Annotated in this window: 28 protein-coding genes, 1 tRNA gene, 1 other RNA gene and 1 riboswitch; of the genes, 9 read left to right on the top strand and 21 right to left on the bottom strand. The window is 71.0% G+C overall.

Annotated elements, in window-relative coordinates; all coding sequences use genetic code 11:
* Window positions 1-8: 8 nt before the first annotated feature.
* Window positions 9-1,595: an amino acid permease gene (locus ACFO6V_RS23115; RefSeq protein ID WP_377140008.1), complete on the top strand. Its 1,587-nt coding sequence runs from the start codon at window positions 9-11 to the stop codon at window positions 1,593-1,595.
* Between the two features lie 78 nt (window positions 1,596-1,673).
* The gene (gene add, locus ACFO6V_RS23110; RefSeq protein ID WP_377140005.1) at window positions 1,674-2,639 is read left to right on the top strand and encodes an adenosine deaminase; all 966 of its coding nucleotides are present in this window, start codon (window positions 1,674-1,676) and stop codon (window positions 2,637-2,639) included.
* Window positions 2,640-2,644: 5 nt separating this feature from the next.
* Here add and ACFO6V_RS23105 read toward each other — a convergent pair whose 3' ends face one another.
* The 4 genes from ACFO6V_RS23105 to ACFO6V_RS23090 form a co-directional block, all read right to left on the bottom strand.
* Window positions 2,645-3,094, bottom strand: a complete 450-nt coding sequence (locus tag ACFO6V_RS23105; protein WP_377140002.1) for a GNAT family N-acetyltransferase — start codon at window positions 3,092-3,094, stop codon at window positions 2,645-2,647.
* 56 nt (window positions 3,095-3,150) lie between these two features.
* The gene (locus ACFO6V_RS23100) at window positions 3,151-3,984 is read right to left on the bottom strand and encodes a nucleotidyltransferase domain-containing protein (RefSeq protein WP_377139999.1); all 834 of its coding nucleotides are present in this window, start codon (window positions 3,982-3,984) and stop codon (window positions 3,151-3,153) included.
* Between the two features lie 62 nt (window positions 3,985-4,046).
* Window positions 4,047-4,439, bottom strand: a complete 393-nt coding sequence (locus tag ACFO6V_RS23095; protein WP_377139996.1) for a VOC family protein — start codon at window positions 4,437-4,439, stop codon at window positions 4,047-4,049.
* Window positions 4,436-4,897 carry a MarR family winged helix-turn-helix transcriptional regulator gene (locus tag ACFO6V_RS23090; RefSeq protein WP_377139993.1) on the bottom strand — a complete coding sequence of 154 codons (462 nt, stop codon included), beginning with the start codon at window positions 4,895-4,897 and terminating at the stop codon, window positions 4,436-4,438. The genes ACFO6V_RS23095 and ACFO6V_RS23090 overlap by 4 nt, the downstream gene beginning before the upstream one ends.
* 87 nt (window positions 4,898-4,984) lie before the next feature.
* Between ACFO6V_RS23090 and ACFO6V_RS23085 the strand changes: the two genes are divergently transcribed.
* Entirely contained in the window at window positions 4,985-5,161 is a 177-nt protein-coding gene (locus tag ACFO6V_RS23085) for a hypothetical protein (protein WP_377139990.1), read from the top strand.
* A gap of 2 nt (window positions 5,162-5,163) precedes the next feature.
* On the opposite strand, the gene ACFO6V_RS23080 is transcribed toward ACFO6V_RS23085, so the two are convergent.
* From ACFO6V_RS23080 to ffs, 7 genes are all read right to left on the bottom strand, one after another.
* Complete coding sequence (locus ACFO6V_RS23080) at window positions 5,164-5,589, bottom strand: NUDIX hydrolase (RefSeq protein WP_377139987.1); 426 nt, start codon at window positions 5,587-5,589, stop codon at window positions 5,164-5,166.
* Window positions 5,586-8,243: a DNA polymerase III subunit gamma and tau gene (locus ACFO6V_RS23075; protein WP_377139984.1), complete on the bottom strand. Its 2,658-nt coding sequence runs from the start codon at window positions 8,241-8,243 to the stop codon at window positions 5,586-5,588. Before ACFO6V_RS23075 ends, ACFO6V_RS23080 begins: the two co-directional genes overlap by 4 nt.
* Before the next feature lie 67 nt (window positions 8,244-8,310).
* Window positions 8,311-8,625, bottom strand: a complete 315-nt coding sequence (locus ACFO6V_RS23070) for a hypothetical protein (RefSeq protein WP_377139981.1) — start codon at window positions 8,623-8,625, stop codon at window positions 8,311-8,313.
* 42 nt (window positions 8,626-8,667) lie between these two features.
* The gene (locus tag ACFO6V_RS23065) at window positions 8,668-9,324 is read right to left on the bottom strand and encodes a methionine ABC transporter permease (RefSeq protein ID WP_377139978.1); all 657 of its coding nucleotides are present in this window, start codon (window positions 9,322-9,324) and stop codon (window positions 8,668-8,670) included.
* Entirely contained in the window at window positions 9,321-10,385 is a 1,065-nt protein-coding gene (locus ACFO6V_RS23060; protein WP_377139975.1) for a methionine ABC transporter ATP-binding protein, read from the bottom strand. Before ACFO6V_RS23060 ends, ACFO6V_RS23065 begins: the two co-directional genes overlap by 4 nt.
* Window positions 10,385-11,272, bottom strand: a complete 888-nt coding sequence (locus tag ACFO6V_RS23055; protein ID WP_377139972.1) for a MetQ/NlpA family ABC transporter substrate-binding protein — start codon at window positions 11,270-11,272, stop codon at window positions 10,385-10,387. The genes ACFO6V_RS23060 and ACFO6V_RS23055 overlap by 1 nt, the downstream gene beginning before the upstream one ends.
* A gap of 375 nt (window positions 11,273-11,647) precedes the next feature.
* An RNA gene (gene ffs / locus ACFO6V_RS23050) (signal recognition particle sRNA small type) lies at window positions 11,648-11,744 on the bottom strand.
* A 171-nt stretch (window positions 11,745-11,915) separates the two neighbouring features.
* Here ffs and ACFO6V_RS23045 point away from each other — a divergent pair.
* Window positions 11,916-12,000, top strand: a tRNA-Ser gene (locus ACFO6V_RS23045).
* A 92-nt stretch (window positions 12,001-12,092) separates the two neighbouring features.
* Here ACFO6V_RS23045 and ACFO6V_RS23040 read toward each other — a convergent pair.
* Entirely contained in the window at window positions 12,093-12,464 is a 372-nt protein-coding gene (locus ACFO6V_RS23040) for a DUF6221 family protein (protein WP_377139969.1), read from the bottom strand.
* Window positions 12,465-12,647: 183 nt separating this feature from the next.
* Between ACFO6V_RS23040 and ACFO6V_RS23035 the strand changes: the two genes are divergently transcribed.
* Window positions 12,648-13,598 (top strand): endonuclease/exonuclease/phosphatase family protein, encoded by a 951-nt coding sequence (locus ACFO6V_RS23035; protein WP_377139966.1) that lies wholly within the window; start codon window positions 12,648-12,650, stop codon window positions 13,596-13,598.
* Between the two features lie 80 nt (window positions 13,599-13,678).
* Here ACFO6V_RS23035 and ACFO6V_RS23030 read toward each other — a convergent pair whose 3' ends face one another.
* The 9 genes from ACFO6V_RS23030 to ACFO6V_RS22990 form a co-directional block, all read right to left on the bottom strand.
* Window positions 13,679-14,374, bottom strand: a complete 696-nt coding sequence (locus tag ACFO6V_RS23030; protein ID WP_377139963.1) for a LytR C-terminal domain-containing protein — start codon at window positions 14,372-14,374, stop codon at window positions 13,679-13,681.
* Window positions 14,375-14,393: 19 nt separating this feature from the next.
* On the bottom strand, window positions 14,394-14,690 hold the full coding sequence (locus ACFO6V_RS23025; protein WP_377139961.1) for a type II toxin-antitoxin system VapB family antitoxin: 297 nt from the start codon (window positions 14,688-14,690) through the stop codon (window positions 14,394-14,396).
* Window positions 14,691-14,825: 135 nt separating this feature from the next.
* Complete coding sequence (locus tag ACFO6V_RS23020) at window positions 14,826-16,487, bottom strand: ABC transporter permease (RefSeq protein ID WP_377139958.1); 1,662 nt, start codon at window positions 16,485-16,487, stop codon at window positions 14,826-14,828.
* Window positions 16,484-17,428 (bottom strand): ABC transporter ATP-binding protein, encoded by a 945-nt coding sequence (locus ACFO6V_RS23015; protein WP_377139955.1) that lies wholly within the window; start codon window positions 17,426-17,428, stop codon window positions 16,484-16,486. Before ACFO6V_RS23015 ends, ACFO6V_RS23020 begins: the two co-directional genes overlap by 4 nt.
* A gap of 68 nt (window positions 17,429-17,496) precedes the next feature.
* Window positions 17,497-18,198 (bottom strand): TetR/AcrR family transcriptional regulator, encoded by a 702-nt coding sequence (locus ACFO6V_RS23010; RefSeq protein ID WP_377139952.1) that lies wholly within the window; start codon window positions 18,196-18,198, stop codon window positions 17,497-17,499.
* Window positions 18,199-18,293: 95 nt separating this feature from the next.
* Window positions 18,294-19,556: a uracil-xanthine permease family protein gene (locus tag ACFO6V_RS23005; protein WP_377139949.1), complete on the bottom strand. Its 1,263-nt coding sequence runs from the start codon at window positions 19,554-19,556 to the stop codon at window positions 18,294-18,296.
* 41 nt (window positions 19,557-19,597) lie between these two features.
* A complete protein-coding gene (locus ACFO6V_RS23000; protein ID WP_377139946.1) occupies window positions 19,598-20,461 on the bottom strand; it encodes a poly(ethylene terephthalate) hydrolase family protein in 864 nt (287 codons plus the stop codon).
* Window positions 20,462-20,572: 111 nt separating this feature from the next.
* Window positions 20,573-21,502, bottom strand: coding sequence for an LLM class F420-dependent oxidoreductase (locus ACFO6V_RS22995; RefSeq protein WP_377139943.1), 930 nt, complete (start codon window positions 21,500-21,502; stop codon window positions 20,573-20,575).
* Window positions 21,503-21,554: 52 nt separating this feature from the next.
* Window positions 21,555-22,172, bottom strand: coding sequence for a DsbA family protein (locus ACFO6V_RS22990; RefSeq protein ID WP_377139940.1), 618 nt, complete (start codon window positions 22,170-22,172; stop codon window positions 21,555-21,557).
* A 22-nt stretch (window positions 22,173-22,194) separates the two neighbouring features.
* Here ACFO6V_RS22990 and ACFO6V_RS22985 point away from each other — a divergent pair, with 22 nt between their 5' ends.
* The 4 genes from ACFO6V_RS22985 to ACFO6V_RS22970 all read left to right on the top strand — a co-directional run bounded on the left by ACFO6V_RS22985 (window position 22,195) and on the right by ACFO6V_RS22970 (window position 25,426).
* On the top strand, window positions 22,195-22,389 hold the full coding sequence (locus ACFO6V_RS22985; protein WP_377139937.1) for a hypothetical protein: 195 nt from the start codon (window positions 22,195-22,197) through the stop codon (window positions 22,387-22,389).
* Window positions 22,390-22,459: 70 nt separating this feature from the next.
* Window positions 22,460-23,209, top strand: a complete 750-nt coding sequence (locus tag ACFO6V_RS22980) for a TetR/AcrR family transcriptional regulator (RefSeq protein ID WP_377139934.1) — start codon at window positions 22,460-22,462, stop codon at window positions 23,207-23,209.
* A 105-nt stretch (window positions 23,210-23,314) separates the two neighbouring features.
* Window positions 23,315-23,452, top strand: a riboswitch (FMN riboswitch).
* Window positions 23,453-23,565: 113 nt separating this feature from the next.
* Window positions 23,566-24,252 carry a nicotinamide riboside transporter PnuC gene (gene pnuC, locus ACFO6V_RS22975; RefSeq protein WP_377139930.1) on the top strand — a complete coding sequence of 229 codons (687 nt, stop codon included), beginning with the start codon at window positions 23,566-23,568 and terminating at the stop codon, window positions 24,250-24,252.
* A 19-nt stretch (window positions 24,253-24,271) separates the two neighbouring features.
* On the top strand, window positions 24,272-25,426 hold the full coding sequence (locus ACFO6V_RS22970; RefSeq protein ID WP_377139927.1) for a Gfo/Idh/MocA family protein: 1,155 nt from the start codon (window positions 24,272-24,274) through the stop codon (window positions 25,424-25,426).
* The last annotated feature ends 18 nt before the right edge of the window (window positions 25,427-25,444 follow it).

Genomic DNA, 25,444 nt, shown 5'->3' with positions numbered 1-25,444 from the left:
AGGACCGCATGGCAACAACCGGAACGACGCCCGGAACCGCGGGCGTCACCTACACGCAGGCCGACGGCCAGTACTTCGAGAAGCGGCAGCTGCGGCGCAGCGCCGGGTTCTGGGGTCTGTGGGGCATCGGGATCGCCGCGGTGATCTCCGGCCAGTTCTCCGGCTGGAACGTGGGCCTCGGCACCACGGGCTGGGTCCCCATGCTCGTCGCCATGGTCCTCGTGACCGTCATGTACTTCACGATGATCTTCTCGATCGGCGAGATGTCCGCGGCCATGCCGCACACCGGCGGCGCGTACTCGTTCGCGCGCGCCGCGATGGGGCCGTGGGGCGGATTCGTCACCGGGCTCGCCGAGACCATCGAGTACGTCGTGACCACCGCCGTCATCGTCTGGTTCTCCGGCGTCTACGCGGACGCCGCGCTGAGCGCCTTCATGGGGTATTCGCTGCTGCCGCAGTGGGTGTGGTGGATCGTGCTGTACGTGGCCTTCGTGGCGATTAACACGCTCGGGGCGCACGTGGGCTTCCGGCTGGCCGTGGTGGTCGCCGTGATCGCGCTGGTCGTGCTGGCGTTCTTCGCCGTGGCGACCGTGGTGTCCGGGGCGGTCGACTTCTCGCGCCTGAACGACATAGTGCCCGCCGACGGCGGTACCGAGCTGCTGCCGTTCGGCACCATCGGGATCCTCTACGCGCTGCCGTTCGCCATCTGGTTCTTTCTCGGGATCGAGGAGCTGCCGCTCGCCGCCGAGGAGGCGCACGACCCGGCCCGCGACATCCCCAAGGCCTCGGTATGGGGCGTCGTCACGCTCGCGGTCTTCGGCCTGATGGTGCTGTTCCTCAACCCCGCGGTGACGGGTTCCGCCGCCATCACCGTGTCGCCCGGCGACGGCGACGAGCCGCTGCTGGCCGGGTTCCGCGCGTTCCTCCCGGAAGAGGCGGCCGGCGTGCTGGCGCTGCTCGCGCTCGTGGCGCTGCTCGCGTCGCTCCAGGGCATCCTGTACGCCGCCGGGCGCAACATGTACTCGCTCTCGCGGGCGGGCTACTACCCGACGTTCCTCTCGCTCACCGGCGCCAAGCACAAGACGCCGTGGGTGGCGCTGGTCGCGACGGCGGTGCTCGGCCTCGTGATCCTCGCCCTTGTGCTCATGGTGGTCCCGGCGATCAGCCCGGACGCCGCGGGGGCGGCGTCGGGCGTGATCCTGTTCATCGCGGTGTTCGGCGCGGTGATCTCGTACGTCATGCAGATGGTGTCGTTCGTGCTGCTGCGCCGAAAGTTCCCCGACGCCGTACGGCCCTACCGGAGCCCGACCGGCATCTGGGGTGCCGTGGTGGCCGGCGTGATCTCCGTGGCGGCGTTCCTCGGCATCGTGCTGAACAGCGCGTTCCAGGTGGCGGTGGTGACGTTCCTGGTCGTCTTCGTGGTGGGGCTCGTCGTGTTCGCGCTGGTGGGGCGCAAGCGGCTGGTGCTGTCGCCCGAGGAGGAGTACGCGATGTCGGGCGGGCTCTCGGCGGCCGACGGCGTCTCCGGGACGAGCAGTGGGGACGCCGATGGCGCCACCGAGCCAAAGGCCGCAGCAGCCGACGTCAGCGCATGAGATGACCATGCATCTGCTGCCAGGATCAGCACCGTCCTGGCAGCAGGTGCATGGTCACCCCGTGCCAGACTCCCTGGCATGCCCCGCGACCTGCGCGCGCTGCCCAAGGCGAACCTGCACCTGCACCTGACGGGGTCGATGCGGCCGTCGACCGCCGCCGACCTGGCCGCCGGCTACGGCCTCCCGGCGCTCCCCGCCGTGGCGATCGAACCCGGCATGGTGCACGGCTGGGACGCGTTCCAGGCGCGGTACGACACCGCCCGCGCGGCGGTCCGCTCGGCCGAGGTCATCGCGCGCGTGGTCCGTGAGGCCGCGGAACAGGATGCCGCCGACGGCGTCGGCTGGACCGAGCTGCAGGTCGACCCGACGTCGTACGCGGGATGGCTCGGATCGCTGGAGGCGGTGGTCGAGGCCCTGCTCGACGCCGCCCGCGGACTGCCCGTCGGCGTGATCCTCGCGGCGAGCTGGGGCGCCGACCCCGCGCACGCGGAGCGGATCGCCGATCTCGCGGTGAGGTACGCGCCCGACGGCGTGCTGGGCTTCGGCCTCTCGAACGACGAGCGGCGCGGACGTGTCAGCGACTTCGTCCCGGCGTACCGGACGGCGGCCGAGGCCGGGCTGGCTCGCGTACCGCACGCCGGGTTCTATGAGGGCGCGTGGCACGTGCGCGACTGCGTCGACCTGCTGGGCGCCACCCGGATCGGGCACGGGCTGACGGCACTCCAGGACCCGTCGGTGGTCGCGCTCCTGGCGGAGCGCCAGGTGACGCTCGAGGTCTGCCCGACGTCGTATCCGCCGTTCGGCGTCACACCCGCCCTGGCCGCGGTGCCGGCGCTGCTGGCCGGCGGCGTCCCCGTCGCCCTCGCGAGCGACGACCCGCTGCTGTTCGGGGTCGGGGTGCGGGGCCAGTACGAGATCGTGCGGCAGGTCTGCTCCGACTCAGAGCTGGCGACGATCGCTGCCGCCTCGATCCGGGCCTCGCACGCGCCGGCCGGCCTGCGGCGGCAGCTGCTCGACGGAGTCCAGGACTGGCGGAAAAGCTAGCCGTCTCAGAGCAGCAGCTCTCCCACCACCTCGTCGAACAGGAGGTTCCCCGTCTTGCGGAAGCCGCAGCGCAGGTAGAACTCCTCGGGCCCGTCCGCGCCCGGGACCCACAGGACGGTGATGCGGTCGAGCCCGCGACGCCGTGCCTCCTCAGCAACCTGCTCCACCGCGAACCGGCCCACCCCGCGCTTACGCGCCTCGCGTGCCACGTTGAGTCGCCAGATCCCGGCCCGGAACTCCGGGATCTCCTCGTCCGGGTTCCAGTTCGCCATCACGAAGCCGACCACGTCGTCGCCGTCGAGCACCACCCTTGGCCATGCGGTGGGATTGACGTACGCCTCGGCGACCGACCAGGCGACCGGTGCCACCGGCTCCTTGTCAGGTGGTTGAGGTGGCAGCTGGATGGCCGCGAAGAGATTGTCCGTCGTGAGCTCGGCGATCTGGAGGTTGGCCATGGACTGACTGTGCCACGGGCCACCGACACTCTCGACGTGAGAGCGATCGCGGCGGACTAGCCCGCCGTGACCGCGCCCGACGGGTCACCGATCAGCCGTCGAAAGGCCGCTTCCGCAAGGGTCCACGCGCGTTCCCGGGCCTCGCCCGTACCTGGTGACCTCGAGTCCGGCAGCATCGCCTCCGCCGTCCGCAGCTCCGTCTCGACGAAGTCCAGGAGGGCGTCCTGCACCACGATCGAGCCCATCTCCCGGATGCGCGACTTACGGCCGATCAGCTCGTCGACAAGCGCCCCGAGGCCCTCAGGAAGCGCGGATCCCGCCGCGAGCGTCGGCAGATCCATCGGGGGCGGTGCCGTGGTCTCCCGCAACCGCATCCAGCGCAGCGTGACGGCCGGACGCAACGCGTAGAAGAACTTCTTTGTCACACCGCTGGAGGCCAGCAGAGCCAGGTTGTTCCGGGCCACGTGCACGTAGTGCTTCCGCAGTGCGTCCTGGTCCACGACGTCTTCGGCCAGAGCCAGCAGGTCGTCGCGAAAAGCCACGTCACCGCGATAGACGATCGGCGAGCGCAGCCACTCCCCCACCGTCGCGTTTCCCTTGACCATCAGTCCCAGGGCCTTGCGGACGTCCCAGCCGTTGACGTCGAAGACCTTGTCGAGGGGCGTCTCGACCACGTCACGCCGCGCGCGCAGGCTCAGGTAGTCGCCGGCGCGGCGCACGTAGAGAAAGCGGCAGTCGTAGTCCGAGTCCGGCGACGGAAACCCCCAGGCGCGGCTACCGCTCTCGATCGCCCACAGCACTCTGATGCCGTGCTCTTCCTCGACGCGGTCCAGACGCGCGTCGATGGCACGAACGACGTCCGGATCCATCGAGGCAGGGATGTTGCGCATGCACGGAACGTAGCGGCGGGCGGCTACGGAGTCGCGGTCTTTTCGATCCGTCCGATGGCCGGTCAGTCCGCGACGACCTCGACCTCGTAGCCGTCGCCGTTCTCCAGGTAGGCCGCGTAGTGGTCCGGTCCGCCGGCATGCGGATGCCGGTCGGGGAACAGGAGCGCCCAGCCGTGTTCCGGCGCCGCCTCGACCAGCCGGTCCACCTCGTCGCGCGTACCGCCGTGGAACGCGAGGTGGTTGAGGCCTGGAGCGAGCCGATCGTGGGTGTCGGCAGCGAGGGCAGGGCTCTGCTCGACGACGACGTAGGTGCCGTCGAGGATCCAGCTCAGGCCGGCGTCCCACCGCTGGTGCTCCGCGTAGCCGAGCGTCGTGAGGAGCCAGCCCCAAGACCGCTCCGCGCGACCGAGGGACGGGACCCACAGCTCGACGTGGTGCAGGCGGCCACGACTCACGGGGCAGCCGCCGCGATGACCCGCGTGAGGCTGCGGTGCAGCGCCTGGAGCTCCTCGGCGGACATGCCCAGCCGCGCCATGATCGCCGGCGGCACGAGCAGCGCCTGCTCGCGCAGCGCGCGGCCCTCCTCCGTGAGCTCGACGGCGAGCGCCCGCTCGTCACGGGGATCGCGGCGGCGTGTCACGTAGCCGATCGCCTCGAGCCGCTTGAGCAGGGGCGACAGGGTGCCGGGGTCGAGCTGGAGCAGCCCGCTGAGCTGCTTGACGGACAACGGCGACCGCTCCCACAGGGCGAGCATGACCAGGTACTGCGGGTGCGTGATGCCCATCGGTTCGAGCAGCGGCCGGTACAGCGCGATGACGCTGCGTGAGGCGACGGCGAGCGCGAAACAGACCTGGCGGTCGAGAGCCAGGAGGTCGTCGGCAGCTGTGGCGTCGGGCTGTGATGTGGCGGTCATTTCACTCCTCTCGGATCTCCCTTGGATATTGACCAGACTAACAGTTTGTGTGCAAACTATTGGTACACCAAGCAAATGGAGGAACGGATGCGCAACCGCGACGGCCTGACTCTCGGATACCGCTTCAAGTGGCGGCTCAACTGGCTGCTCCTGACCGTGGCCGGACCCGCGCAGCAGTCGGACGACACCGACCCCCGTCGCCGCATGGAGCGTGAACGCGCTGCGCTGGTGGCGCAGCTCCGGGCCGAGCGGGCCCAGGGCTGAGCTCAGTGCCCTGCGGCGATCAGCAGGTCCCGAGTGAGCGGCGCAAGGGGGTAGCTCGCGACCGGGTCGGCAGGATCGATCCACACCAGCTCCTCGATCTCTGCCCGGACGGCGACCTCGGTACCCGGTCGCAGACGGACCTGGTAGACGTGCGCGTCGACGACGTGGTCGGGCTCGTTCGCGGCCGGCGCCCCGAACCTGCCGAGGCTCTCGATGTCCGCCGGCTCGAGCCGCAGGCCTACCTCTTCCTCGACCTCCCGGACGAGCGCGGCCAGGGGCTCTTCACCCGGCTCGATCTTCCCGCCCACCTGCATGAACGTCTGTGTGCCTCGCTTGCGGACGAGCAGGTGCCGCCCGTCGGACCGCTCGACGACGACCGCGACGATGCGCAGCGTCGTGATCGGACCGACGGCGCCGTCCCCGCTCATGACTGCTCCAGGATCTCTTCGATCACCGTTCCGCCCAGCACCTGCACGACGAGCGGTACGCCGACCATGCCGGCCGACGTGATGTCGGGGTCGTCCTCGGACGGCTCGTCGTAGAAGTCGGGTTCGCCGGCCGGGGCAACCGCCGCTCGGGGCGCGCTCGTACCTGCGTCCGCGGTGGTCCCGCGACGGGGCTCGGGGGCGGCACCGCTCGCCGCTCGCGCCCGGCGCTCGTTCGCCTGTCGCAGGGCCTCGCGCGCACTGCCCGCCCCCGACATGGGGGCGGGCGCTGGTGCTGAAGCCGGCGCTGGGGCCCGGTCCTCGTAGACCGGCTCGGGCTCCGGCATGTCGTAGTCCGCGGGAGGTTCGGTCGCGCTGGCCCCCGAGAGCCAGGCCTGGTCGGCCGCGCTCGCCGCCGCCGGCGGGCGGCCGGCAGGCCTGGAAGGCTCCGGACGACCGGGCTCAGGACCGGTCGGCTGGTCCCGAGAAGGCTCGGGACGCTCGGCAACCGCGACGCTCCCCTGGGCCGACGCCGGAGCCACCGCCACCGACCCGCCCGAGGAGCTGCCGCCCACCGCACTCATCGTGGCAACACCGACGACGGCTACCGCATCGGCCGAGGCCGGCGGCGCGGACACCGTGGCCGAGGCCCCGCCGGGCGGCGGCACGTCGGGCCAGTCGGGCGCCGGAGCGGTATCGGGCGCCGGCGCCTCGCCGCGGGGCTCGTCCGACACAGGACCGACGCCGCCCTCCGCCGGACCGCCGCCCGACGACGCTCCGGCCGCGGGGCCTCCGCCGGAGGTCCCGCCGCCGGACGCCGCACCTCCGCCGGACGGCCCCTCGTCGAGAGTCGCCTCGACCCGGACCCGGATGCCGAGCGTCTGGTAGACCGCCTCTTCCACCGCGCTGGTGTGCCGTGCGTTCGAGAACGTGCGGGCCAGGCCGGGGGCCGCGAAGCCGAGCTTCAGCGTGTTGCCCTCCAGCGAGGCGACCTGCGCGTTGGGGCCGACGAGCGACCACGTCACGCGCGCAGCGGCGAGCGAGCCGAGCACCTCTGGCCAGCGCCGTCGGACCGTCTCCGTCGTGACAGCCGACTCCGCCTGGGATGTGGCGGCCGGCGCCGGGGCAGGCTCCGGCGTGGAACGCTCCGGGGCAGGCTGGGCCGGCGCCTCCTGAACAGGTGCCGCCGCGACCACCGGCTCGGGTTCTGCGGGCGCCGCCGGCGCGGGCGTGGCCTCGGTCGTCGGCTCGGGCTCGGGTGCGGCAGCAGCAGCCGGCGCAGCCTCGGGCGCGGGACGGGCAGGCTGTGTCGTAGCGGACTGGCCCGGTTCACCCCGCTTCTTGCGCGCGTCGAGCACCGCACGCGCCGCAGCCGCCCCGGCGAGCCCGCCCGCCGTCGGCTCCTGCGGCGGCGATCCGACAGGTGCCGCTCCGCCGGGTGCCGTGCCGTGGCCCGGTCCGGGTGCGGCCGGGGCTCCGGAGGCGACGATCCCGCCGCGCTCGAGCCGGTCGATACGCGCCGCGAAGCCAGCGGCACCGTCGTCGGCTCCGGGCAGGAGCAGACGAGCGCACAGCAGCTCCAGGTGCAGGCGTGGTGACGTAGCGCCCGTCATCTCGGTAAGGGCCGCGTTCACGAGGTCGGCGGCCCGGGAGAGCTCGGCGACCCCGAGGCGTCCCGCCTGGGTTCGCATGCGGTCGAGCTGGTCGGTCGGGATACCGCGCAGGACGGCACTGGCAGCGTCACCCGAGACACCGATGACGATGAGGTCGCGCAGCCGCTCCAGCACGTCCTCGACGAACCGTCGCGGTTCGTGCCCCGTCACGATGACCTGGTCGACCACCCGGAAGATCGAACCGCCGTCGCGCGCCGCGAGTGCGTCGACCACGTCGTCCAGCAGGGTCGCGTGCGTGAAGCCGAGCAGGCCGACCGCGAGGTCGTAGTCGACGACTGCGTCCGGTGCGCCGGCGATGAGCTGGTCCATCACGGACAGCGAGTCGCGTACCGAACCGCCGCCGGCGCGCGTGACCAGCGGGAGCACTCCGCTGGTGACCTCGACCTTTTCGGCCGCGCAGAGCTGCTCGAGGTACGGGGACAGCACGTCCGGCGGCACGAGCCGGAACGGGTAGTGGTGCGTCCGCGACCGGATGGTGCCGATCACCTTGTCCGGCTCCGTGGTCGCGAAGATGAACTTGATGTGCGGCGGCGGCTCCTCGACGATCTTCAGCAGCGCGTTGAAGCCCTGCGGCGTCACCATGTGCGCCTCGTCGAGGATGAAGATCTTGTACCGGTCGCGAGCCGGCGCGAACGTGGCACGTTCGCGCAGGTCGCGCGCGTCGTCCACACCGTTGTGCGACGCGGCGTCGATCTCCACGACGTCGAGCGAGCCGGAGCCTCCGCGCGCCAGCTCGACGCACGAGGGGCACTCGCCGCACGGGGTGTCGATCGGCGACTCGGGCGTGTTCTTCGCGCAGTTCAGCGTCCGCGCGAGGATGCGTGCCGACGTCGTCTTTCCACAGCCTCGTGGACCGCTGAAGAGGTAGGCGTGATTCACCCGCCCGCTGCGCAGGGCCTGCATGAGGGGGCCCGTGACGTGGTCCTGGCCGATCACCTCGGCGAACGTCTCGGGCCTGTAGCGGCGGTATAGGGCGGTGCTCACCCCCGCAACGATAGACGGCCTCACTGACACGTGGAGGACAGCCCTCCACAGGTTCGATCAGGGGCCGTCACCGGCCGGCTGACGCCCGGTCCTGCTGCCGTACGCGCAGCTTCATGACCAGCCCGGGGATGCCCACTCCCAGCAGGACCGGGATGGCCGCGAAGATCCCGACCCAGAGGACGATGGCGAGGTAGCCGAGAGCCGAGTTGGACGAGTCGGCGTCCGCCTGGACAAGAAACACGACGCTCGTCACGGACGCGGCCACCACGAACACCGCGATGACTGCCGCGGCCCAGACCAGGATGTTGGCCCATCGCCGGTAGGTGACGCTGATCTCGCGCGTCTGCGGTGGTGTGTAAGGGCCTGGCTGCTGATCCGTCATGGGTGCACTTCTACACCACCCCGCGGACCAGCAGCCATCACCTCATCGTCTGAGCGCCCGCCGCGCCAGCCCGTTCCCCAGCCACTGCACGGCCTGGACGATCACCACGATGATCAGCACGACGACGGCAGTCACCGCCCAGTCGTACTGGCGGTAGCCGTGGACGATCGCGAAGTCACCAAGACCTCCGGCACCCAGGTAGCCGCCGATCGCGGACATGTCGAGCACACCCACGAACAGGAACGTGTAGCCGAGGATCAGGGGCGCGAGCGCCTCGGGTACCAGCACCGTCCGGACGATCCGGAACGGTGAGGCGCCCATGGCCCGGGCGGCCTCGACCACTCCGGGGTCGATCGAGACGAGGTTCTGCTCGACGAGCCGCGCGAAGACGAACGTCGCCATGAAGCACATCGCGAAGGTGAACGCCTCGATGCCGATCGTCGAGCCGATGACGGCGCGGGTCAGCGGCCCGAGCGCCACCAGGAAGATGATGAACGGTATGGGCCGCACCACGTTGACGGCGAGGTTCAGCACCGCGAACACGACCCGGTTGCCGAGCAGGTTCCCTGGCCGGGTCAGGTACAGCCCGAGACCGAGGGCGAGCCCGAGGAAGCCGCCCACGAGCAGCGTGATCAGCACCATGTACGCGGTCTGGCCGGCTGCCTCCCAGAGCAGCGGCGTCAGCTGGTCCCAGCTCATGCGGCCGCCCTCCCGTGGTCGTCCACCCAGGTGACGTCGCGCAGTGCGGCCACGGCGGCCTCCACCGCGGACGTCTCGCCGACGAGCTCGACGGTCAGCGAGCCGTACGGCCGCTCCGCGACCTCCGTGATGCCGCCGAAGACGACGGTCCCGTCGACGCCGTGCTCGCGCAGCGTGCGCGTGAGCACCGCCGACGACCCCGCGACCTCGTCCACGCCCACCGTCACGATGTGCCCGGCGTGCCGGGCACGCAGGCGCGCCAGCACCTCCGGCGACGGCCGGTCGCGGAGCGCGGTGGCGACGAACCGCCGGGTCACGTCGTGCGCGGGCGCGCTGAACACCTGGTACGCCTCGCCCACCTCCACGACGCGCCCCCGGTCCATCACGGCGACGCGGTGACAGATCGAGCGCACGACGTCCATCTCGTGCGTGATCACCACCACGGTGACACCGAGCTCACGGTTGACGCGCTGGAGCAGGTCCAGCACGTCGCGCGTCGTCTCGGGGTCGAGGGCCGACGTCGCCTCGTCCGCCAGCAGGATGCGCGGGTTGGTGGCGAGCGCCCGGGCGATGCCGACGCGCTGCTTCTGCCCGCCCGACAGCGCGGACGGGTGCACGCCCGCCTTCTCCGACAGCCCGACGAAGGCGAGCAGCTCGGCCACGCGCGCCTCCCGCCGTGCGCGCGGCCAGCCGGCCACCTCGAGCGGGTAGGCGACGTTCCCGGCGACCGTGCGGGAGGCGAGCAGGTTGAACTGCTGGAACACCATCCCGATCCCGGCGCGCACCGGGCGCAGCCGGGCCTCGTTGAGGGCGCCGAGCGCGACGCCGTCGACCACGACCTCGCCCCCGGTGGTGCGCTCCAGCGCGTTGATCAGCCGGACCAGGGTGGACTTGCCGGCACCCGACTGACCGATGACGCCGAAGATCTCGCCCTCGCGGATGTCGAGGGTGACATCGGAGACGGCGCGCACCTCCGCACCTCGCCCGCGGCCCGGGAACACCTTGGAGGCACCCTCGAACCGCACGATGCTGCTGGTCGCAGCGTCGGTCACGGCAGACATCAGGACGCGTCCGCCTCGATGCCGGCCAGGATCTCCTGCAGCTCGGAGGCCGGGTTGTCCTTGATGACACCGGTGCCGCCCGAGGCCTCGAGCACGCCCTCCTCGACCTCCGGGGAGTGGTAGATCTCGATGAGCTGCTGGAACACCTCGTTGTCGGCGTCGGCCGCCCGTGCCACCCACACGTTGATGTACGGCTCGGCGGCGGACGCGTCCGGGTCGTCCGAGTAGATGGCGTCCTCGGCGGTCAGGTCGGCGTCGCCGACGAAGTCGTTGTTGATGATCGAGGCGTCGACGTCCTGCAGCGCGAGCGCGGTCTGGGCGGCGTCGACCGGAGTGACGGTCACGCGCGACTCGTCCTCGAGGATGTCGGCCGGCGTGGAGAACGCGCTGCCGCCGTCGCGCAGGGCGACGAGCCCGGCCTCCTGGAGCACGAGCAGCGCCCGGGCCTGGTTGGTGTCGTCGTTGGGGATGGCGATCTCGCCGCCGTCGGGGATCGCCTCGACGCTGTCGTGCTTCTGGGAGTACAGGCCCAGCGGGTAGACGGCGGTCGCGCCGATCGGCGTGAGGTCCTGCCCCGAGGCCGTGTTGTAGCCCGCGAGGAACTGCAGGTGCTGGAACTGGTTGAGGTCGAGGTCGCCGTCGGTCAGGCCCTGGTTGGGCAGCTGGTAGTCGCTGAAGTTCACGAGCTCGACGGTGATGCCCTCCTCCTCGGCCAGGTCGGTGAAGGTGTTCCAGTAGTCGTCGCCGGAGTTGACGACGCCGATGCGTACCGGGTCCTCGGCGGTGCCTGCGGCGGCCGTGGCGTCCTCCCCGGCGCCGCAGGCGCTCAGGGCGAGGGCGGTGGCGGCAGCGAGGCCGGTGGCCAGGACAGAGGTGAAGCGAGACATGGGTGGTCCTCTCAAGGGCGCACTGGCGCGGGTATGCCTGTGCTCAGGATGCGTGGGGTCTGCGTCTGACGCAGGCCGAGGTGAGACGGCGGGCCACGGCCATCAGCAACGTGGCGAGCTCGGAGGAGTTCGAACGGCCCTCAGCGGGCGGCGGGACAGAGCGGCGCTCTCAGCGCTCGCACATTCGCTCGCCGCGCACGTGGCCGCGACACATGGCGTCGCGACAGGTTCGCGACGTCGGTGCTGCGGTACAGGTGCGGGTCATACGGACATCGTGCGGCACTGCACGACGTCGAAGCGAATTGCCTCAGGGTAAATCCCACGATGCGGAACGAATGCCATCCACATGGTGGATGAGCCGCTGAATCCCGGGCATTGAAGGACCCCTCGCACACCCACCAGAGCTCACTTACCCTTGCTGCCTTCCGGCCCTGGGGGAGTTCGGCGAGGTGGTGCCGCACGAGGGGTCTACCCCCAGCCTAACCGATCCGGACACCCCGGCCCAACCAGGCAGAACCCGCTGTACGCGACCTCACAGCCGCGCCGCGCGCTCCGATTCGTTGTCCGAGCATGGCGTCCGGTATCCTCGACAGGCCGCGCCAGACTCCGGTCCTGTGGCCGCGCGCCGCCTCGGCGAGCGCGAGGAGGATTCGCCTAGTGGCCTATGGCGCACGCTTGGAAAGCGTGTTGGGTTAACGCCCTCGGGGGTTCGAATCCCCCATCCTCCGCAGTGCGCAAGGGCTCGGAACCGTTGGAATTCCAACAGTTCCGAGCCCTTCGTCATGTCCGGCGGGGTCCGCTCCCCAGACGATCGACTACGTCACGACCGCCATTCCGCGCGGTAGTCCGGGTGATCGGCGAACACCATGGCGTGGGCCAGGACTGCGACCTGGAGTCCGGCGAACAGGTTCCTGGTCACTGCGGCCTCGTCCGCGCGTCCGCTGTCCACGGCCTTGGCCAGGACCCGGCCAAGCTCCTCGTACGTCTCGACGATGGTCCGCTTGGCCGCAATGTCGACGAGGACCTGAGTCGGGCTCCAGCGGTCGATGTGCCGCTGCTGCTCCGGGAGGAACGGGGCGGCCGGCGCGGGCTCGCCATCGGTCTCGCCGGGAGGCGCAGAGGCACTGTCGGCCGCTCGTGCGATCGACTCGTCCTCATCCAGTCGTGCAATCAGGAACTCGGTGATGGTCATGCCACCGATCCTTCCACGCAGCCCCGGACTGGACCCAGGCTGCCGCCGTGTCCGCGGCAGTCGTCGGGCTCGGTGACTCCCTGAGCCGCGCAGTTCGCCGGCCCGTCACGCAGCGTTGTGGACGTGCTCACCTCTGTCTGGTCGGGTGGGCGGGCACCAGTTCCCTGACCTGGAGGAGAGCCCATGTCCACCACTCCTGGCACAGCCGGAGTCTCACGCCGCACGATACTGACGGCCGCAGGCGCTGCGGCAGCAGGTGCCCTCGGCGCCTCGACCGCACTGGCCGGCCCGGCCTCCGCCCGGACCGCAGGGGCCGGCCGGCCGGTGATCGGCCGCGCACGGGGCGAGCTGCTGCACGCCATGAGCTTCAACGTCCGCTACGACCGCGAGGGCCAGACCCAGCCCGGCGAACCCGACTACTGGCCGGAGCGCGCGCCGCTCACCTCGGCCTTCCTGGCGCTTGAGCAGCCGACCATCCTGGGGGTCCAGGAGGTGGAGTTCAACCAGCTCTCCGCCGTCGAGGCCGGGCTCGGACGCGGATACGAGATGGTGGGCTTCGGGCGCGACGGCGGTGCGGCCGGCGAGTACTCGGCGATCTTCTACGACGCCCGGCGCCTGACCGTGAAGTGGTGGGACCAGTTCTGGCTGTCCGACACCCCGAAGGTCATCGGATCCGCCACCTGGGGCAACACCGTCACCCGGATCGTCACCTGGGCCGAGCTCCACGACAGCGTGACCGGCCGCGACTTCCTGCACATCAACTCGCACTTCGACCACCAGGCGGAGAACGCGCGCGTGCGCAGCGCCCAGGCGGTCCGCGACCAGATCGCGGAGACCGACCTCCCGGTCATCTTCACCGCCGACTGCAACGCGGCGGCCGAGGGTTCGGCGGCGTACGACGTCCTGGTCGCCGAGGGCGGCCTCCAGGACACGTGGCTCACCGCCGACCGGCAGCTCACGCCGTACGCGGGCACGTTCCCCAACTACGGGACGCCGAACCCCGACGGCACACGCATCGACTGGATCCTCGCGTCACCCGGCGTCGAGGTTCGTGCGGCGGCGATCAACACGTGGACCCGCGGCGGCCGCTACCCGAGCGACCACACCCCGGTCCAGGCGCTGCTGAAGCTCTGAGGTCTCGACACGCTCGACCAGCAGGACGGGGCTCGACCACCGGGACCACCGGTGGTCGGGCCTGTCGAGACCAGCGCTCGTCAGCGAGCAGGCGTCGCCGACTCCTCGTCGGTGGACTCCCGCACATCGATCCTGGGCTGCGGGTCGATCTCCGCCGCCGGCACACATCCCTCGGCATTGGTCAGCGGCGTATCCGCCGAGATGCCGACGTCAGCGTTGTCCAGAGGGCCTTCCCACTTGGCCCCGATCAGGAGATCGACCGTACGGTCCCTGTTCCGCCGATCGTCGAGGACGAGCCGGACGTCCGGAAGGTGCGCCGCAACGGTGTACGCGGCGACGATCCCGCCCTTGCCGAACCGCAGCTCGGAGTACGCGAGGTTCTTGTCGGCGTTGGTCGCCTCGTCGACCTTGAAACCCCGCTCCCTGAGCGCGGTCTCGTACGCGCCCCCGAGGCCGGTCTGGCCGACGCCGCCGGGGCCCTCGCCCGAGGCGTTCAGGACTCGGATCCGGACGTCCGAGTACGCCATCGGCAGGGCGCCGTCCGGCTGGCCCTTCACCGCAGGCAGGCATGGCACCGGGTAGGTCTCCTGCTCCGCCACGCCCACCGTGTTGAACGGACGGTTGAACGGCGAGCTGATGGCGCCCGAGTAGACCGCGAGCGCGAAGATGCCGCAGACCGCCAGGAATGCGATCAGCACGCCGAAGACCACTGCCTGGCGCTCGTGCTCTCGGCGACGGCGCTCCACGCGCGCCTGGTCCAGCCCGGGGGATGTCACTCTTGGAACCTACCTGAGGTCAGCGGATGGTGAGCACGCGAGCGTGCAGCACTGGACGTTGTTGCAGGGCGGCGCGCACCGCGCGGTGCAGGCCGTCCTCGAGATACATGGTGCCCTCGTACTCGACGACGTGCGCGAACAGGTCACCGTAGAACGTGGAGTCCTCAGCGAGCAGCGTATCGAGGTCGAGCGTGCGCTTCGTGGTCACGAGCTCGTCGAGCCGCACCTGGCGTGGCGGCACGTCTACCCAGTCGCGTGTGCGCGAGCGCCCGTGCTCGGGGTACGGGCGGCCGTCACCTACGGCCTTGAAGATCATCGGTCCATCCTCACTGGACTCGGCGGGGCACGGTCCGGGAGCGGCGGTGAGAACCTGCCTGCTGACGCCGAACGGCGCCTCGAACCCTACCGGACGGAGTGTACGGAGGACAGCCGCACACCCCGCCCGGACACGTCAGCCGTTCTGCAGGTCGCGCCGCCGGAAACCGGCGAAGGCCAGCAGGAACAGCAAGGCGGCGACGCCGCACAGGCCCCACAGGTGAGCCGCGTCGACGCCGTCGACCATCGGGTTGCCCACCCACCAGAAGGGCGAGATCCCCCGCGCCCAGTCCGGCAGGCCGAACAGGTCCGCGAACATCCCCACCACGAACACGTACCCGAACAGCACCCAGGCGAGGCCTGTGGCCTTCGGCACCCAGGCGTAGAGCGCGGCCGCGAACGCGACGACGACCGCGAGACCAGGCAGGTAGGCGAGGGCGAGCTCCAGGTAGGCGCCGAAGCCGGGCTCGTCGAGGCCCGACGACGCGGCGCCCGCCCACAGGGCGAGCACACCGGTCACCTGCACGACGGCCGCACCGGCCAGTGCGAGGACCAGGCCGGAGGCCAACCACCGCGCACGGCTCACCGGCTTGGTGAGGACGAGCCCGGCACGGCCGCTCTCCTCCTCGCCCTTGGCCCGGAGCGCCATGGCCACCCCGAACGCCGCGGCGCCGGAGCCGGCATAGAGGCCGAACACCCCGAGGAACGCCCGGATCAGGTCGTCGCCCTCGCCCAGGATCGCGGAGTACACGGGGTTGTCGGCCACGGACTCGACGAGGTCGGGCACCGCCTCGACCACCCCGCCCGAGGCGAACCACATGAGGCCGAGCCCCAGGCTGGTCCACAGCAGGGCCGTCCGCTGCTGGACCCAGGCAAGGGCGAAGGGCCCGGTCAGTGCGGGGGCGGCGTCGGACCGGCCCGCTCGGACGGCGACCAGACCCGCGCCGAAGTCGCGTCGCGAGCCCAGCACGGCGGCCAGCGCGATGAGGAGGACGATCGCGGCGGCGCACAGGCCGAGCGGCCACCAGCGCAGGTCCACGAACACCCGGGTCTGCTGTACCCACCCGATCGGGGACAGCCAGGACAGCCAGCTCCCGTGCTCCTCCTGGATGTCGCCGACGGCCCGGAGCGAGTACGCCCCGCCGAGCACGGCGAGCGAGATTCCCGTTGCCCCCCGCCCGTGCTCCATGGCCTGCGCGGCCACCAGCGCGACGGCGCCGAACACGAGCGCACCCAGAGCTATCGAGAACGTCATGGTGAACGACTCGGCCGCGTCGAAGTCGAAGGCCACCAGCACCAGGCCCGAGACGACGGCGACGAGCACGTTGGCGATCACCACCTGCAGCAGTGCCGCCACGGACGACGCGTGCCTGCCCACCGCACCGGCGCGCACCAGCTCGGACCGGCTGCTCTCCTCCTCGGCGCGCGTGTGGCGCACGACCTGGAGGATGCTCATCACGGCGAGCGTGAGCACCAGCCACAGGATCAGCTCGTTCGCCACCGCCGCACCTGGCGTGTAGTCGTCCACGCCGTAGCCGGGGCCGGCCATCGAGATCATGGCGGGGGTCCGCATGAGGGTCGCCCGGACCGACATCGCCTCCGGGTCGTCGCCGAGGATCACGTACTCGCCGAGCGCACCCGCGTAGAGCAGCGCGACACCGAGCGGCCAGACGAGCAGCCGCAGCCGGTCCCGGCGCAGCATGAAGCGCAGCAGGCTGCCGGTGCCCGCGAGCGTGGAGCCGAAGACAGGCCCGCGCACGGCGGAGGGCGCGGCCGGCGCGGTAGCGAGGGCGGTCATCGTGCATCCACCAGCACGTCGCCGTAGTGGCGCATGAACAGCTCCTCCAGCGACGGCGGGGTCGCGGTGAGGCTGCGCACGTCGAGCGCGGCGACGGCGGACAGGACGGCGCCGATCTGCGCGTTGTCGACGTCGAACGTGACCCGCGTGCCGCCGTCGGCGGGCGTCGTGACCAGGTCATGGACGCCGGGCAGCCGCATGACGGACGACGGGTCGCCGGCCACTACTGCGGTCACGCTCGTGCGCGTGAGGTGTCGCAGCTCGTCCAGCGTGCCGGACTCGACGTCGGTCCCGTTGCGGATGATCGTGACGGTGTCGCACACCTTCTCGACCTCGGACAGGATGTGGCTGCTGAGCAGCACGGACCGGCCGGCGCCCTTGGCCTCGCGGACGTACTCGGTGAACACGGCCTCCATGAGGGGGTCCAGGCCGGACGTCGGCTCGTCGAGCACGTACAGCTCCGCGTCGGTCAGGAACGCCGCGACCAGGGCGACCTTCTGCCGGTTTCCCTTGGAGTAGGTGCGTGACTTCTTGCGCGGGTCGAGCTCGAAGCGTTCCAGCAGCTCGGCCTTGCGTGCCGCGAGCCGCTTCTTGTCGTGGCGGCCGCTGAGCCGGGCGAGGTAGTCGATGCACTCGCCGCCGGTCAGGTTGGGCCACAGGCTCACGTCGCCGGGCACGTACGTGATGCGCTTGTGCAGCTCGACGGCGTCGCGCCACACGTCCCCGCCGAACAGGCGGGCGGAGCCGGAGTCGGTCCGCAGGAGGCCCAGCAGGACGCGGATGGTGGTGGACTTCCCCGCCCCGTTCGGGCCGAGGAACCCCCGGATCTCGCCGGGCTGGACGGTCAGGTTCAGGCCGTCGAGGGCCTGGACGCTGCCGAACGACTTACGGAGGTCGTGGATCTCGATCGCGGGTGTCGCGGTCGGTGTGCTGCTGGTCATGGCTCGTTCGCTCTCTGACGTCGGTAGGTGGACGTGGCAGGGCAGCGCTCGCGGGACCGCAGTTCCGGTCAGCCGCGTATGGGCGCCGCCTCGTCCTGCGAGGGCGGGTCGGGCACGTACATCAGGTACTCGTCGAGCATGCGGCGCGAGGTGAGGAAGCCTTCTGTGAACAGCTCCAGCATCGGCAGGTAGCTGTTCGTGAGGTAACCGCGGACGATGCCCACGAGGTCGCTCGGGTCCGACGGCGGGCTGAGCGTCACCTCGAGCAGCAGCGCACCCAGCGACGAGAGGGTGAGGTAGCGGGCCCGCGCCACCTCGTCCCGGCTGGGCACGATCACGCCCGCCGCTACGCCGTCCCTGGTGTAGCCCACCGCGTCGTCGACCATGTGGCCGATGAAGTCCTGGGCAAGCGTGCTGCCGTCCTGCATGGACCGCAGGACGTACCCGACGATGGGCGCGTTCTCCTCGGCAGCCGCGAACTTGTGGAAGAGACTCTGGCCGGCGGCGGCCTCGGCGACGTTCTCGCGCTTGAGCCTGCCGATCGTGGCCAGCAGGTGCGCGTCGCACTCGGCGCGCAGCTTGTCCTTCGAGCCGAAGTGGTGCATCACGAGGCCGGCGCTCACGCCGGCGTCGGACGCGATGGCACGCACCGAGGCGCCGAAGCCCTCCACCGCGAACCGGTTGATCGCGGCGTCACGGATCCGGGCGCGCGCGGTGAGATCGCTCGTCGACTCTCCGCTGCCGGCTTCTCCAGCCCTGGCTGAACGCATGTTCAACATGCTAACCACGCGTTCAGTCCAGTGTCCAGACATGAGTCAGGCGCACAGATCACCGGGTGTGATCCGTGCGCCTGAGACCCGCGTGATCAGCCCTGAGCGGTGCCCCGCCAGCGGCCGATGGCGCCCATGACGTGGTAGATCACCAGGGCGGCGGCGGTGCCGAGAGCGATGGCGCCGAACTCCAGGTTCCCTGCGGTCCAGGTGAAGCCCGCGATACCGATGACGAGTGGAACGGCGGCCGTCGCCAGGTTGACCGGGTCGGAGAAGTCGACCTTGGCCTGCACCCAGATGCGCGCGCCCAGGATGCCGATCATGCCGTAGAGCATGGTCGTGACCCCGCCGAGCACGCCCTCGGGGACGCTAGCGATCAGTGCGCCGAACTTGGGCGAGAGGCTGAGCACCAGCGCACCGAAAGCGGCGACCCAGTACGCCGCCGTCGAGTACACGCGGGAGGCCGCCATGACGCCGATGTTCTCGGCGTACGTCGTGGTGCCCGAGCCGCCGCCGAGGCCCGCGAGGGTGGTGGCGACGCCGTCGGCGAGGAGCGCCCGCCCAGTCAGCGAGTCGTAGTTGCGGCCGGTCATCGCGGCCACCGACTTCACGTGACCCACGTTCTCGGCGATGAGGACGAGCACCACCGGGAGGAACAGGCCGAGCACGTTCGGATCGAACGAGGGTGCAACGAAGTGCGGCAGGCCTATCCAGTCCGCCTGCTCGACCTTCAAGAAACTGACCTCGCCGCGCGCCACGGCGACGACGTACCCGATGACAACCCCGAGCAGGATCGCGAGCCGGCCGACGAGACCCCGGAACAGGACCTGGATCAGGATGATCGAGGCGAGGGTGATCACCGCCGTCACCGGGGAGGTCTGGAAGTTGTCCCAGGCTACCGGCGCCAGGTTGAGGCCGATCAGGGCGACGATGACACCCGTCACCACCGGCGGCATGGCGACCTGGATCCAGCGCGGTCCCACGAAATGCACCACTACGCCGACGAGCGTCAGCAGCAGGCCGGTGGCGAGGATGCCGCCGATCGCTGCCGACTGCCCGCTCGACGCCGTGGCCGCCAGGATCGGCGCGATGAACGCGAAGCTGGACCCGAGGTAGCTCGGCAGCTTGTTGCCCGTGATCAGCAGAAAGGCGATGGTGCCGATCGCCGAGAAGAACAGCGTGGTCGCCGGGTCGAACGTCGTGATGGTCGGCACCAGGAACGTCGCACCGAACATCGCGACGATGTGCTGCAGACCGATCCCGATGGTGCGCGGCCAGCTCAGCCGCTCGTCCGGGGCGACCACCTCACCAGGGTTGATGCGGGCGCCGTCGCCGTGCAGCTTCCAGCGGAGTCGCATGTTCTTGTCCTTGATCTCGCAACGGGAGTGTCGCGCGGATCTTAGCGGCAGGTACTGCGGTACTCACCGATCAGCGTGTCCGGGACAGGCGGCGGGCAGAGGAACCGCGTGTACCGCTCGTCGTCGTCCACGTAGCGCTTGAGCCAGGACAGGCTGTACCTCGCGATGGTCGTGCTCTCAGCAGTGGGCACCGAGTGTGAGGCGTCACGCAGCTCCAGGTATGCCTTGTCGCCGTCGGCGGGCAGCGACTCGTAGAAGCGCTCGGAGTGTGACCGGACCGGCGCGATGCTGTCGTCCTCCGCGCCGATGATCAGGGTCGGTGTGGTGACCTCGGGGAAGGACTTGTCGGTGTTCCACGGCGCGAGCGGGATCGCCGCCTGCATCTCCGGGTGGTCCTTGGCGGCCTCCAGACTGCCGCCCCCGCCCATCGAGTGGCCCATCACGGCGAGCCGGCCGGGGTCGATCCGGTCGGCGAGCTCGGTGCGCTGCAGGTAGCCCAGCGCGGCCAGCAGCTGGTCGCCGCGCCGGTCGGGCGAGTCGGACAGGCGGAGCGTGTCGATGGTGATCACCACGAAACCCTGCGACGCGAGCCGCGGACCCAGCCAGGCGACGGCGGCCTGCGAGGACCGGTAACCCGGCGACACCGCCACCGCACCGAAGGTGCCCTCGGAGGTGTCGACGGGGTAGTACACCGTGCCGCCGCCGAAGCCCTCGGCGGCGGCACGCGTGACGACCGCTGTCCCGATCTCGAAGGTGCCCAGCGGCGCCTCGATGCTCTCCACCGTCGGGTCGGGTCCGCGCTGATAGCTGTCGTCGGCGACGGCGGCGGGCAGTGCGACGAGGGTTCCTGCGACGAGCGTGGTCGCCGCGAGAGCGGCTCGGACGGCACGAGAAAAGCTCTGCATTGAGTTCTCCGATGTGTGTCGCGGCAAGCACGGCCGACACGACCATAAGAAGAATCTCTCCGCCCGGCCTGCGGTAGCCGTAATTTCGCACCGCAGGCCGGGCGTGGCTCGTCAGCCGAGCTGCGGGCGCACCTCACGCGCGATCAGGTCGAGGTGGTCCAGATCGGCCAGGTCCAGGATCTGGAGGTAGACCCGCTGGACCCCTGCGGCCTCCAGGGCCTTGAGGCGGTCCACGACCTCGGTGACGGTCCCGGCGATGCCGTGCTCGCGCAGCTCAGCGGGCTCGCGGCCGATCGCCGCCGCACGCCTGGTGAACTCGGCCTCGTCCTGGCCGACGACGGCGACCAGCGCAACGGACTGGACCAGCGACCCGGGCGCGCGCCCGGCGTCGGCCAGCGCCTTGTTGATGACCTCGATGCGCGGGCCGATCGCATCGATCTCCGGGAAGGACTGGTTGTACTCGTCGCCGTACCTCGCCGCGAGGGCGGGGGTCCGGCGCGGGCCGCCACCACCGATGAGCACGGGGATCCTGGACTGCTGGGGCTTCGGCAGGGCCGGTGAGTCGACGATCTCGTAGTGCTCACCGGAGAACGAGAACTTCTCCCCCACCGGGGTGCCCCACAGGCCCGTGATGACGGCGAGCTGCTCCTCGAGGATGCCGAACCGCTTGTCGGGGAACGGGATGCCGTACGCGCGGTGCTCGGCGCCGAACCAGCCGGTGCCGAGGCCGAGCTCCACGCGGCCGCCGGACATCTGGTCCACCTGTGCGACCTGGATGGCGAGGACGCCGGGGTGGCGGAACGTCGCCGAGGACACCAGCGTGCCGAGCCGCACGGTGGACGTGTCGCGGGCGAGGCCCGCGAGCGTGATCCAGGAGTCGGTGGGGCCGGGCAGGCCGTCGCCGTCGCCCATGGCGAGGTAGTGGTCGGACCGGAAGAACGCGCTGAACCCCAGGCGCTCGGTCGCCTGGGCGACAGCGAGCTGGTCGTCGTACGTCGCGCCCTGCTGGGGCTCGGTGAAGATACGCAGGTCAAGAGTCATGACCTCAACCTTGCCACGCTCTACCGACGTCGGCTGCGGGCGACCAACGCGCTCAGTCGAAGGCGGGGTCCGTCGCGCGGGAGCGCTTGATCTCGTAGAAGTACGGGTACCGCGCGAGCGTCACGGAGGCGTCGAACAGGGCTGTCGCCTCCTCGCCGCGCGGGATGCGCGTGAGCACCGGGCCGAAGAACGCGACGCCGTCGACGTGGATGGTGGGCGTGCCGACGTCGTCGCCGACGGGCTTCATGCCGGACTCGTGGGAGGCCGCGAGCGCCGCGTCGTAGTCGGAGGACGTCGCCGCCGCCGCGAGGTCGGCGGGCAGGCCGGCCTCGGCGAGCGCCTTGACCGCCACCGCGTCGAAGTCCTTGTTCTGCTGGTTGTGGATCCGGGTGCCCGCCGCGGTGTAGAACGCGGAGAACGCCTCAGGGCCGTGGTCGGCCTGGACCGCCGCGGCGATGCGGCCGATGCCGCGTGACCGCTCGATGCGCGCCCGGTACCCGTCGTCGATGTCCCGGTCCTTGTTCAGCAGGTAGAGGCTCATCAGCTTGAAGGTCAGGTCGACGTCGCGGAGCTGCGAGACCTCGAGGGCCCAGCGCGACGTGATCCAGGCGAAGGGGCACATGGGGTCGACGTAGACGTCGACGACGGGCTTGGCAGCGTTCTCGGTCACGCCCGCAGACTACGCTCACTGCGTGACCGGGATCCGTTGGGCGAGTCTCGCCACCGTCGTCGGCGGTGGGGTGATCTTTCTGGTGTGCCTTGTCGGAGTTGTACTGGGTCATCCGTGGTCGGCGGTACCCGGTGGCCTCGGCCTCCTGATGGCCGTGCGCGAGGTGCGCTACCTGCACAGACTGCGGTCCGGCAAGATCTCGAGCCCGGAAAACTAGGGCCTTGACCGCCACGTATCGCTCAAGGATTTTTCCCGCAGCCCGAGGGGTACGCGGTAGCCTGCCTGGCATGACCGCCGTCCGTACCCACACGCATGCGCAGGCAGTAGACGTCGCGGTGGACCTGTTCACCCGGCAGGGGTACGAGGGGACCACCGTCGAGGAGATCGCCGACGCCGCAAAGGTCAGCCGGGCCACGTTCTTCCGCCGGTACCGCTCGAAGGAGGACGTGGTCTTCGCCGACCACGAGCTCCTGCTCGAGGAGGTGGTGGTGATGCTCGCCGCCACCCGCCCCGACGCCCGCACCAGCGAGGAGTCCGGGCACGACCTCGGCCGTGCCTGGGACCCGGAGATCGACCCGTACCTCGAGGTGTGCCGCGCGGCACGCATGGTGTTCGACCACCATGTGGGCCAGCGCGAGACGTCGCTCGCCCGGTACGCCCTGCTGCAGCAGGTCCCGGCCCTGCGCGACCGTGAGCTCATCACCACGCACCGCTACGAGCGGGCGTTCACGCACTACCTGCGCGACACGCTGCCGCCGGAGCGGTCGACGTCCACGGCGTCGATCGCGTTCGCGGCGTCCGTCGTCGCCGTGCACAACGCGATACTGCGGCGCTGGCTGCGCACGCCGTCGCTCGAGCTGCGGCCCGAGCTCGAGGAGGCGTTCGCCGATCTGCGGCGGGCCGCCGTCCTCGGCGCCGGCGGCAACGCTCCGGTGGGCGGCGGGGCGCCGTCGGGCCGCCGTGTGGTCGTGACCGTCGTCTCGGGCGGGGCTGGGCCCGACGAGGTGGCTCGCGCGGTCCGGGAAGCGCTCGCGTAGCGAGCTCACCCGGCGTCCGCGGCAGAGACCCTTCCGGCCGGGAATGACGCCGTGGCATCCTGTGTTCCGCAAGCAGCAGTGCAGTAGTTCAAGTGCAGCAGATGCACACGTGCTCCGGGGTCGGTGAAATTCCGAGCCGGCGGTGACAGTCCGCGACCCGGGTCGCTCCTTCGGGAGGGGCTCGGTTGACCTGGTGAAACTCCAGGACCGACGGTTAAAGTCCGGATGGGAGGAAGCACGTGCGGCGCGCGCCGTCACCCTTCGGGGTGCCCTCTCGCGTCGTCGTCGGTGTCCTTGTGGCGCGCCGACCCTCACCCCGGAGTCCCCGTGTGCGGACCTTCGGAGAGGGAAGAGACATGGACTGGTTCCGCGCCGCCTATGACGCGACGTTCCTGGTTGCCGACCAGCAGATCTACTGGCGCGAGGTCATCGGCAACCTGTTCGGGCTGGCGTCGGCGCTCGGCGGCCTGCGCCGCAAGGTCTGGGCCTGGCCCGTCGGCATCGTGGGCAACATCCTGCTCTTCACGGTGTTCATGGGCTCGTGGTTCGGCGACGCGACCCGAGCGGACATGCTGGGCCAGGCCGGCCGCCAGATCATGTTCATCGCCGTCTCGATCTACGGCTGGTACCGCTGGCGCCAGACCCAGCGGATGGGCGGCGTCGGCACGGTCGCCGTGCACCCGCGCTGGGCCTCCTGGCAGGCCCGCGTGGGCCTGGTGACGGGCATGTTCGCCGGCACGCTGCTCCTCACCCCGCTCTTCCGGGCCCTCGGCTCGTACGAGCCGGTCTGGGCGGACGCCTGGATCTTCATGGGCTCCGTGCTCGCGACCTACGGCATGGCCAAGGGCTGGGTCGAGTTCTGGCTGATCTGGGTGGCCGTCGACCTGGTCGGCGTCCCGCTGTTGTTCTCGGCCGGGTACTGGGCGACCGCGCTGATGTACGTGATCTACGGCCTGTTCACGCTGTTCGGGTTCTTCGCGTGGTGGCGGATCAGCCGCCGTGAGACCGCGGAGCCGGACGAGGCGGCGGTCGCCGGCGCGTGAGGGCGTAGCGTCGGGCTCCGTGACCTCACGGGACCGCACGGCCAGGATCGGGATCGTCGGCTCGGGCTTCCGTGCCCGGACCATGCTGCGGGTGCTGCATGCGCTGCCCGACCGCTTCGAGGTGGTCGGCGTGGCCACCCGCAACGCGGCGGACCGCGCGGAGCTGGCGGCCCGCGGCCTTCGCGCCGCGGGCCTGCCCGGGCTCCCGGCACCCGCCTACGCCTCGGTGTCCGAGCTGCTCGCCGGCGGCCGGCCCGACGTCGTCCTCCTGACCCTGCCCGCCGGCGCGGCCCAGCCGGTGATCCGCGACCTCGCCGAAGCGGGCGTCCCCGTCCTGACGGAGACACCCGCTGCGGGCACCGTCGAGGAGCTGACGGCCCTGCAGCGGCTCGTGGACGACGGCGCCTGCGTGCACGTCGCCGAGCAGTACCACCTGGAACCGCTGGTCGGGGCGCAGCTCGCGGTCGCCGGCTCGGGACTGCTGGGCGCCGTGACGGACGCGCACGTCGCCGTGGCACACGACTACCACGGCCTCAGCGTGCTGCGCCGGGCCCTTGGCATCACCTTCGAGGACGCGGTGATCACGGCCCGGCGCGATGCGCGCCGCGTGCTGCCGAGCCCCAGCCGCGCGGGCGACCCCGAGGACCTGGACCTCGTCGACACGGTGCACGCGACCGCGTGGCTGGACTTCGGCGGCCGCCTCGGCACCTACGAGTTCGACGACGTCCAGTACCGCTCCTGGGTCCGCTCCCCCGCGCTGTCGGTGCGTGGTGAGCGCGGCGAGCTGCGCGACGACGTCGTGCGCCGCGTCGGCGCCGACGGGCTCCCCCGGCGTTCCACGCTGGAGCGGGTGGCCGCGGGCGGGGCCGGCAGCCACGAGGGCCTGTTCCTGCGCGGCTACACGCTCGACGGCGGCTGGCTGTACCGCAACGAGTTCCGGCCGGCCCGCCTGCCCGACGACGAGCTGTCGATCGCGCGCATCGTCGCCGACATGGCCGACCACGTGCTGCACGGGGCGCCGTCGCCCTACTCCGTGGCCGAGGCCGCGCAGGACCAGTACCTCCAGCTCGAGGTGCGGTTGGCCGCGGCGTCCGGCGAACGGGTGCGGACCCGGCCGCAGCCATGGACCCACGGCTCGGCCTGCCGCCGCGCCGAGCCCGAACGTGAGACCTAGTATCGTTTGACCTGAGAT

Origin of the sequence: Promicromonospora alba, from assembly GCF_042654905.1 — a bacterium.
Taxonomy (GTDB): domain Bacteria; phylum Actinomycetota; class Actinomycetes; order Actinomycetales; family Cellulomonadaceae; genus Promicromonospora; species Promicromonospora alba.
Note: the sequence above shows the minus strand (reverse complement) of the source record. Positions and strands in the feature narration are given on the sequence as shown.

Excerpts from the sequence above, each read along its gene's own strand:
- pnuC (WP_377139930.1), top strand. The coding sequence starts at position 23,566 with ATGGACTGGTTCCGCGCCGCCTATGACGCGACGTTCCTGGTTGCCGAC.
- ACFO6V_RS23025 (WP_377139961.1), bottom strand. The coding sequence starts at position 14,690 with ATGATCTTCAAGGCCGTAGGTGACGGCCGCCCGTACCCCGAGCACGGG.
- ACFO6V_RS23015 (WP_377139955.1), bottom strand. The coding sequence starts at position 17,428 with ATGACCAGCAGCACACCGACCGCGACACCCGCGATCGAGATCCACGAC.
- ACFO6V_RS23035 (WP_377139966.1), top strand. The coding sequence starts at position 12,648 with ATGTCCACCACTCCTGGCACAGCCGGAGTCTCACGCCGCACGATACTG.
- ACFO6V_RS23000 (WP_377139946.1), bottom strand. The coding sequence starts at position 20,461 with ATGCAGAGCTTTTCTCGTGCCGTCCGAGCCGCTCTCGCGGCGACCACG.
- ACFO6V_RS23100 (WP_377139999.1), bottom strand. The coding sequence starts at position 3,984 with ATGCGCAACATCCCTGCCTCGATGGATCCGGACGTCGTTCGTGCCATC.
- ACFO6V_RS23090 (WP_377139993.1), bottom strand. The coding sequence starts at position 4,897 with ATGACCGCCACATCACAGCCCGACGCCACAGCTGCCGACGACCTCCTG.
- ACFO6V_RS23005 (WP_377139949.1), bottom strand. The coding sequence starts at position 19,556 with ATGCGACTCCGCTGGAAGCTGCACGGCGACGGCGCCCGCATCAACCCT.
- ACFO6V_RS23055 (WP_377139972.1), bottom strand. The coding sequence starts at position 11,272 with ATGTCTCGCTTCACCTCTGTCCTGGCCACCGGCCTCGCTGCCGCCACC.
- ACFO6V_RS23080 (WP_377139987.1), bottom strand. The coding sequence starts at position 5,589 with ATGAGCGGGGACGGCGCCGTCGGTCCGATCACGACGCTGCGCATCGTC.
- add (WP_377140005.1), top strand. The coding sequence starts at position 1,674 with ATGCCCCGCGACCTGCGCGCGCTGCCCAAGGCGAACCTGCACCTGCAC.
- ACFO6V_RS23070 (WP_377139981.1), bottom strand. The coding sequence starts at position 8,625 with ATGACGGATCAGCAGCCAGGCCCTTACACACCACCGCAGACGCGCGAG.
- ACFO6V_RS22980 (WP_377139934.1), top strand. The coding sequence starts at position 22,460 with ATGACCGCCGTCCGTACCCACACGCATGCGCAGGCAGTAGACGTCGCG.
- ACFO6V_RS22995 (WP_377139943.1), bottom strand. The coding sequence starts at position 21,502 with ATGACTCTTGACCTGCGTATCTTCACCGAGCCCCAGCAGGGCGCGACG.
- ACFO6V_RS23040 (WP_377139969.1), bottom strand. The coding sequence starts at position 12,464 with ATGACCATCACCGAGTTCCTGATTGCACGACTGGATGAGGACGAGTCG.
- ACFO6V_RS23065 (WP_377139978.1), bottom strand. The coding sequence starts at position 9,324 with ATGAGCTGGGACCAGCTGACGCCGCTGCTCTGGGAGGCAGCCGGCCAG.
- ACFO6V_RS23115 (WP_377140008.1), top strand. The coding sequence starts at position 9 with ATGGCAACAACCGGAACGACGCCCGGAACCGCGGGCGTCACCTACACG.
- ACFO6V_RS23105 (WP_377140002.1), bottom strand. The coding sequence starts at position 3,094 with ATGGCCAACCTCCAGATCGCCGAGCTCACGACGGACAATCTCTTCGCG.
- ACFO6V_RS23085 (WP_377139990.1), top strand. The coding sequence starts at position 4,985 with ATGCGCAACCGCGACGGCCTGACTCTCGGATACCGCTTCAAGTGGCGG.
- ACFO6V_RS23020 (WP_377139958.1), bottom strand. The coding sequence starts at position 16,487 with ATGACCGCCCTCGCTACCGCGCCGGCCGCGCCCTCCGCCGTGCGCGGG.
- ACFO6V_RS23060 (WP_377139975.1), bottom strand. The coding sequence starts at position 10,385 with ATGTCTGCCGTGACCGACGCTGCGACCAGCAGCATCGTGCGGTTCGAG.
- ACFO6V_RS23010 (WP_377139952.1), bottom strand. The coding sequence starts at position 18,198 with ATGCGTTCAGCCAGGGCTGGAGAAGCCGGCAGCGGAGAGTCGACGAGC.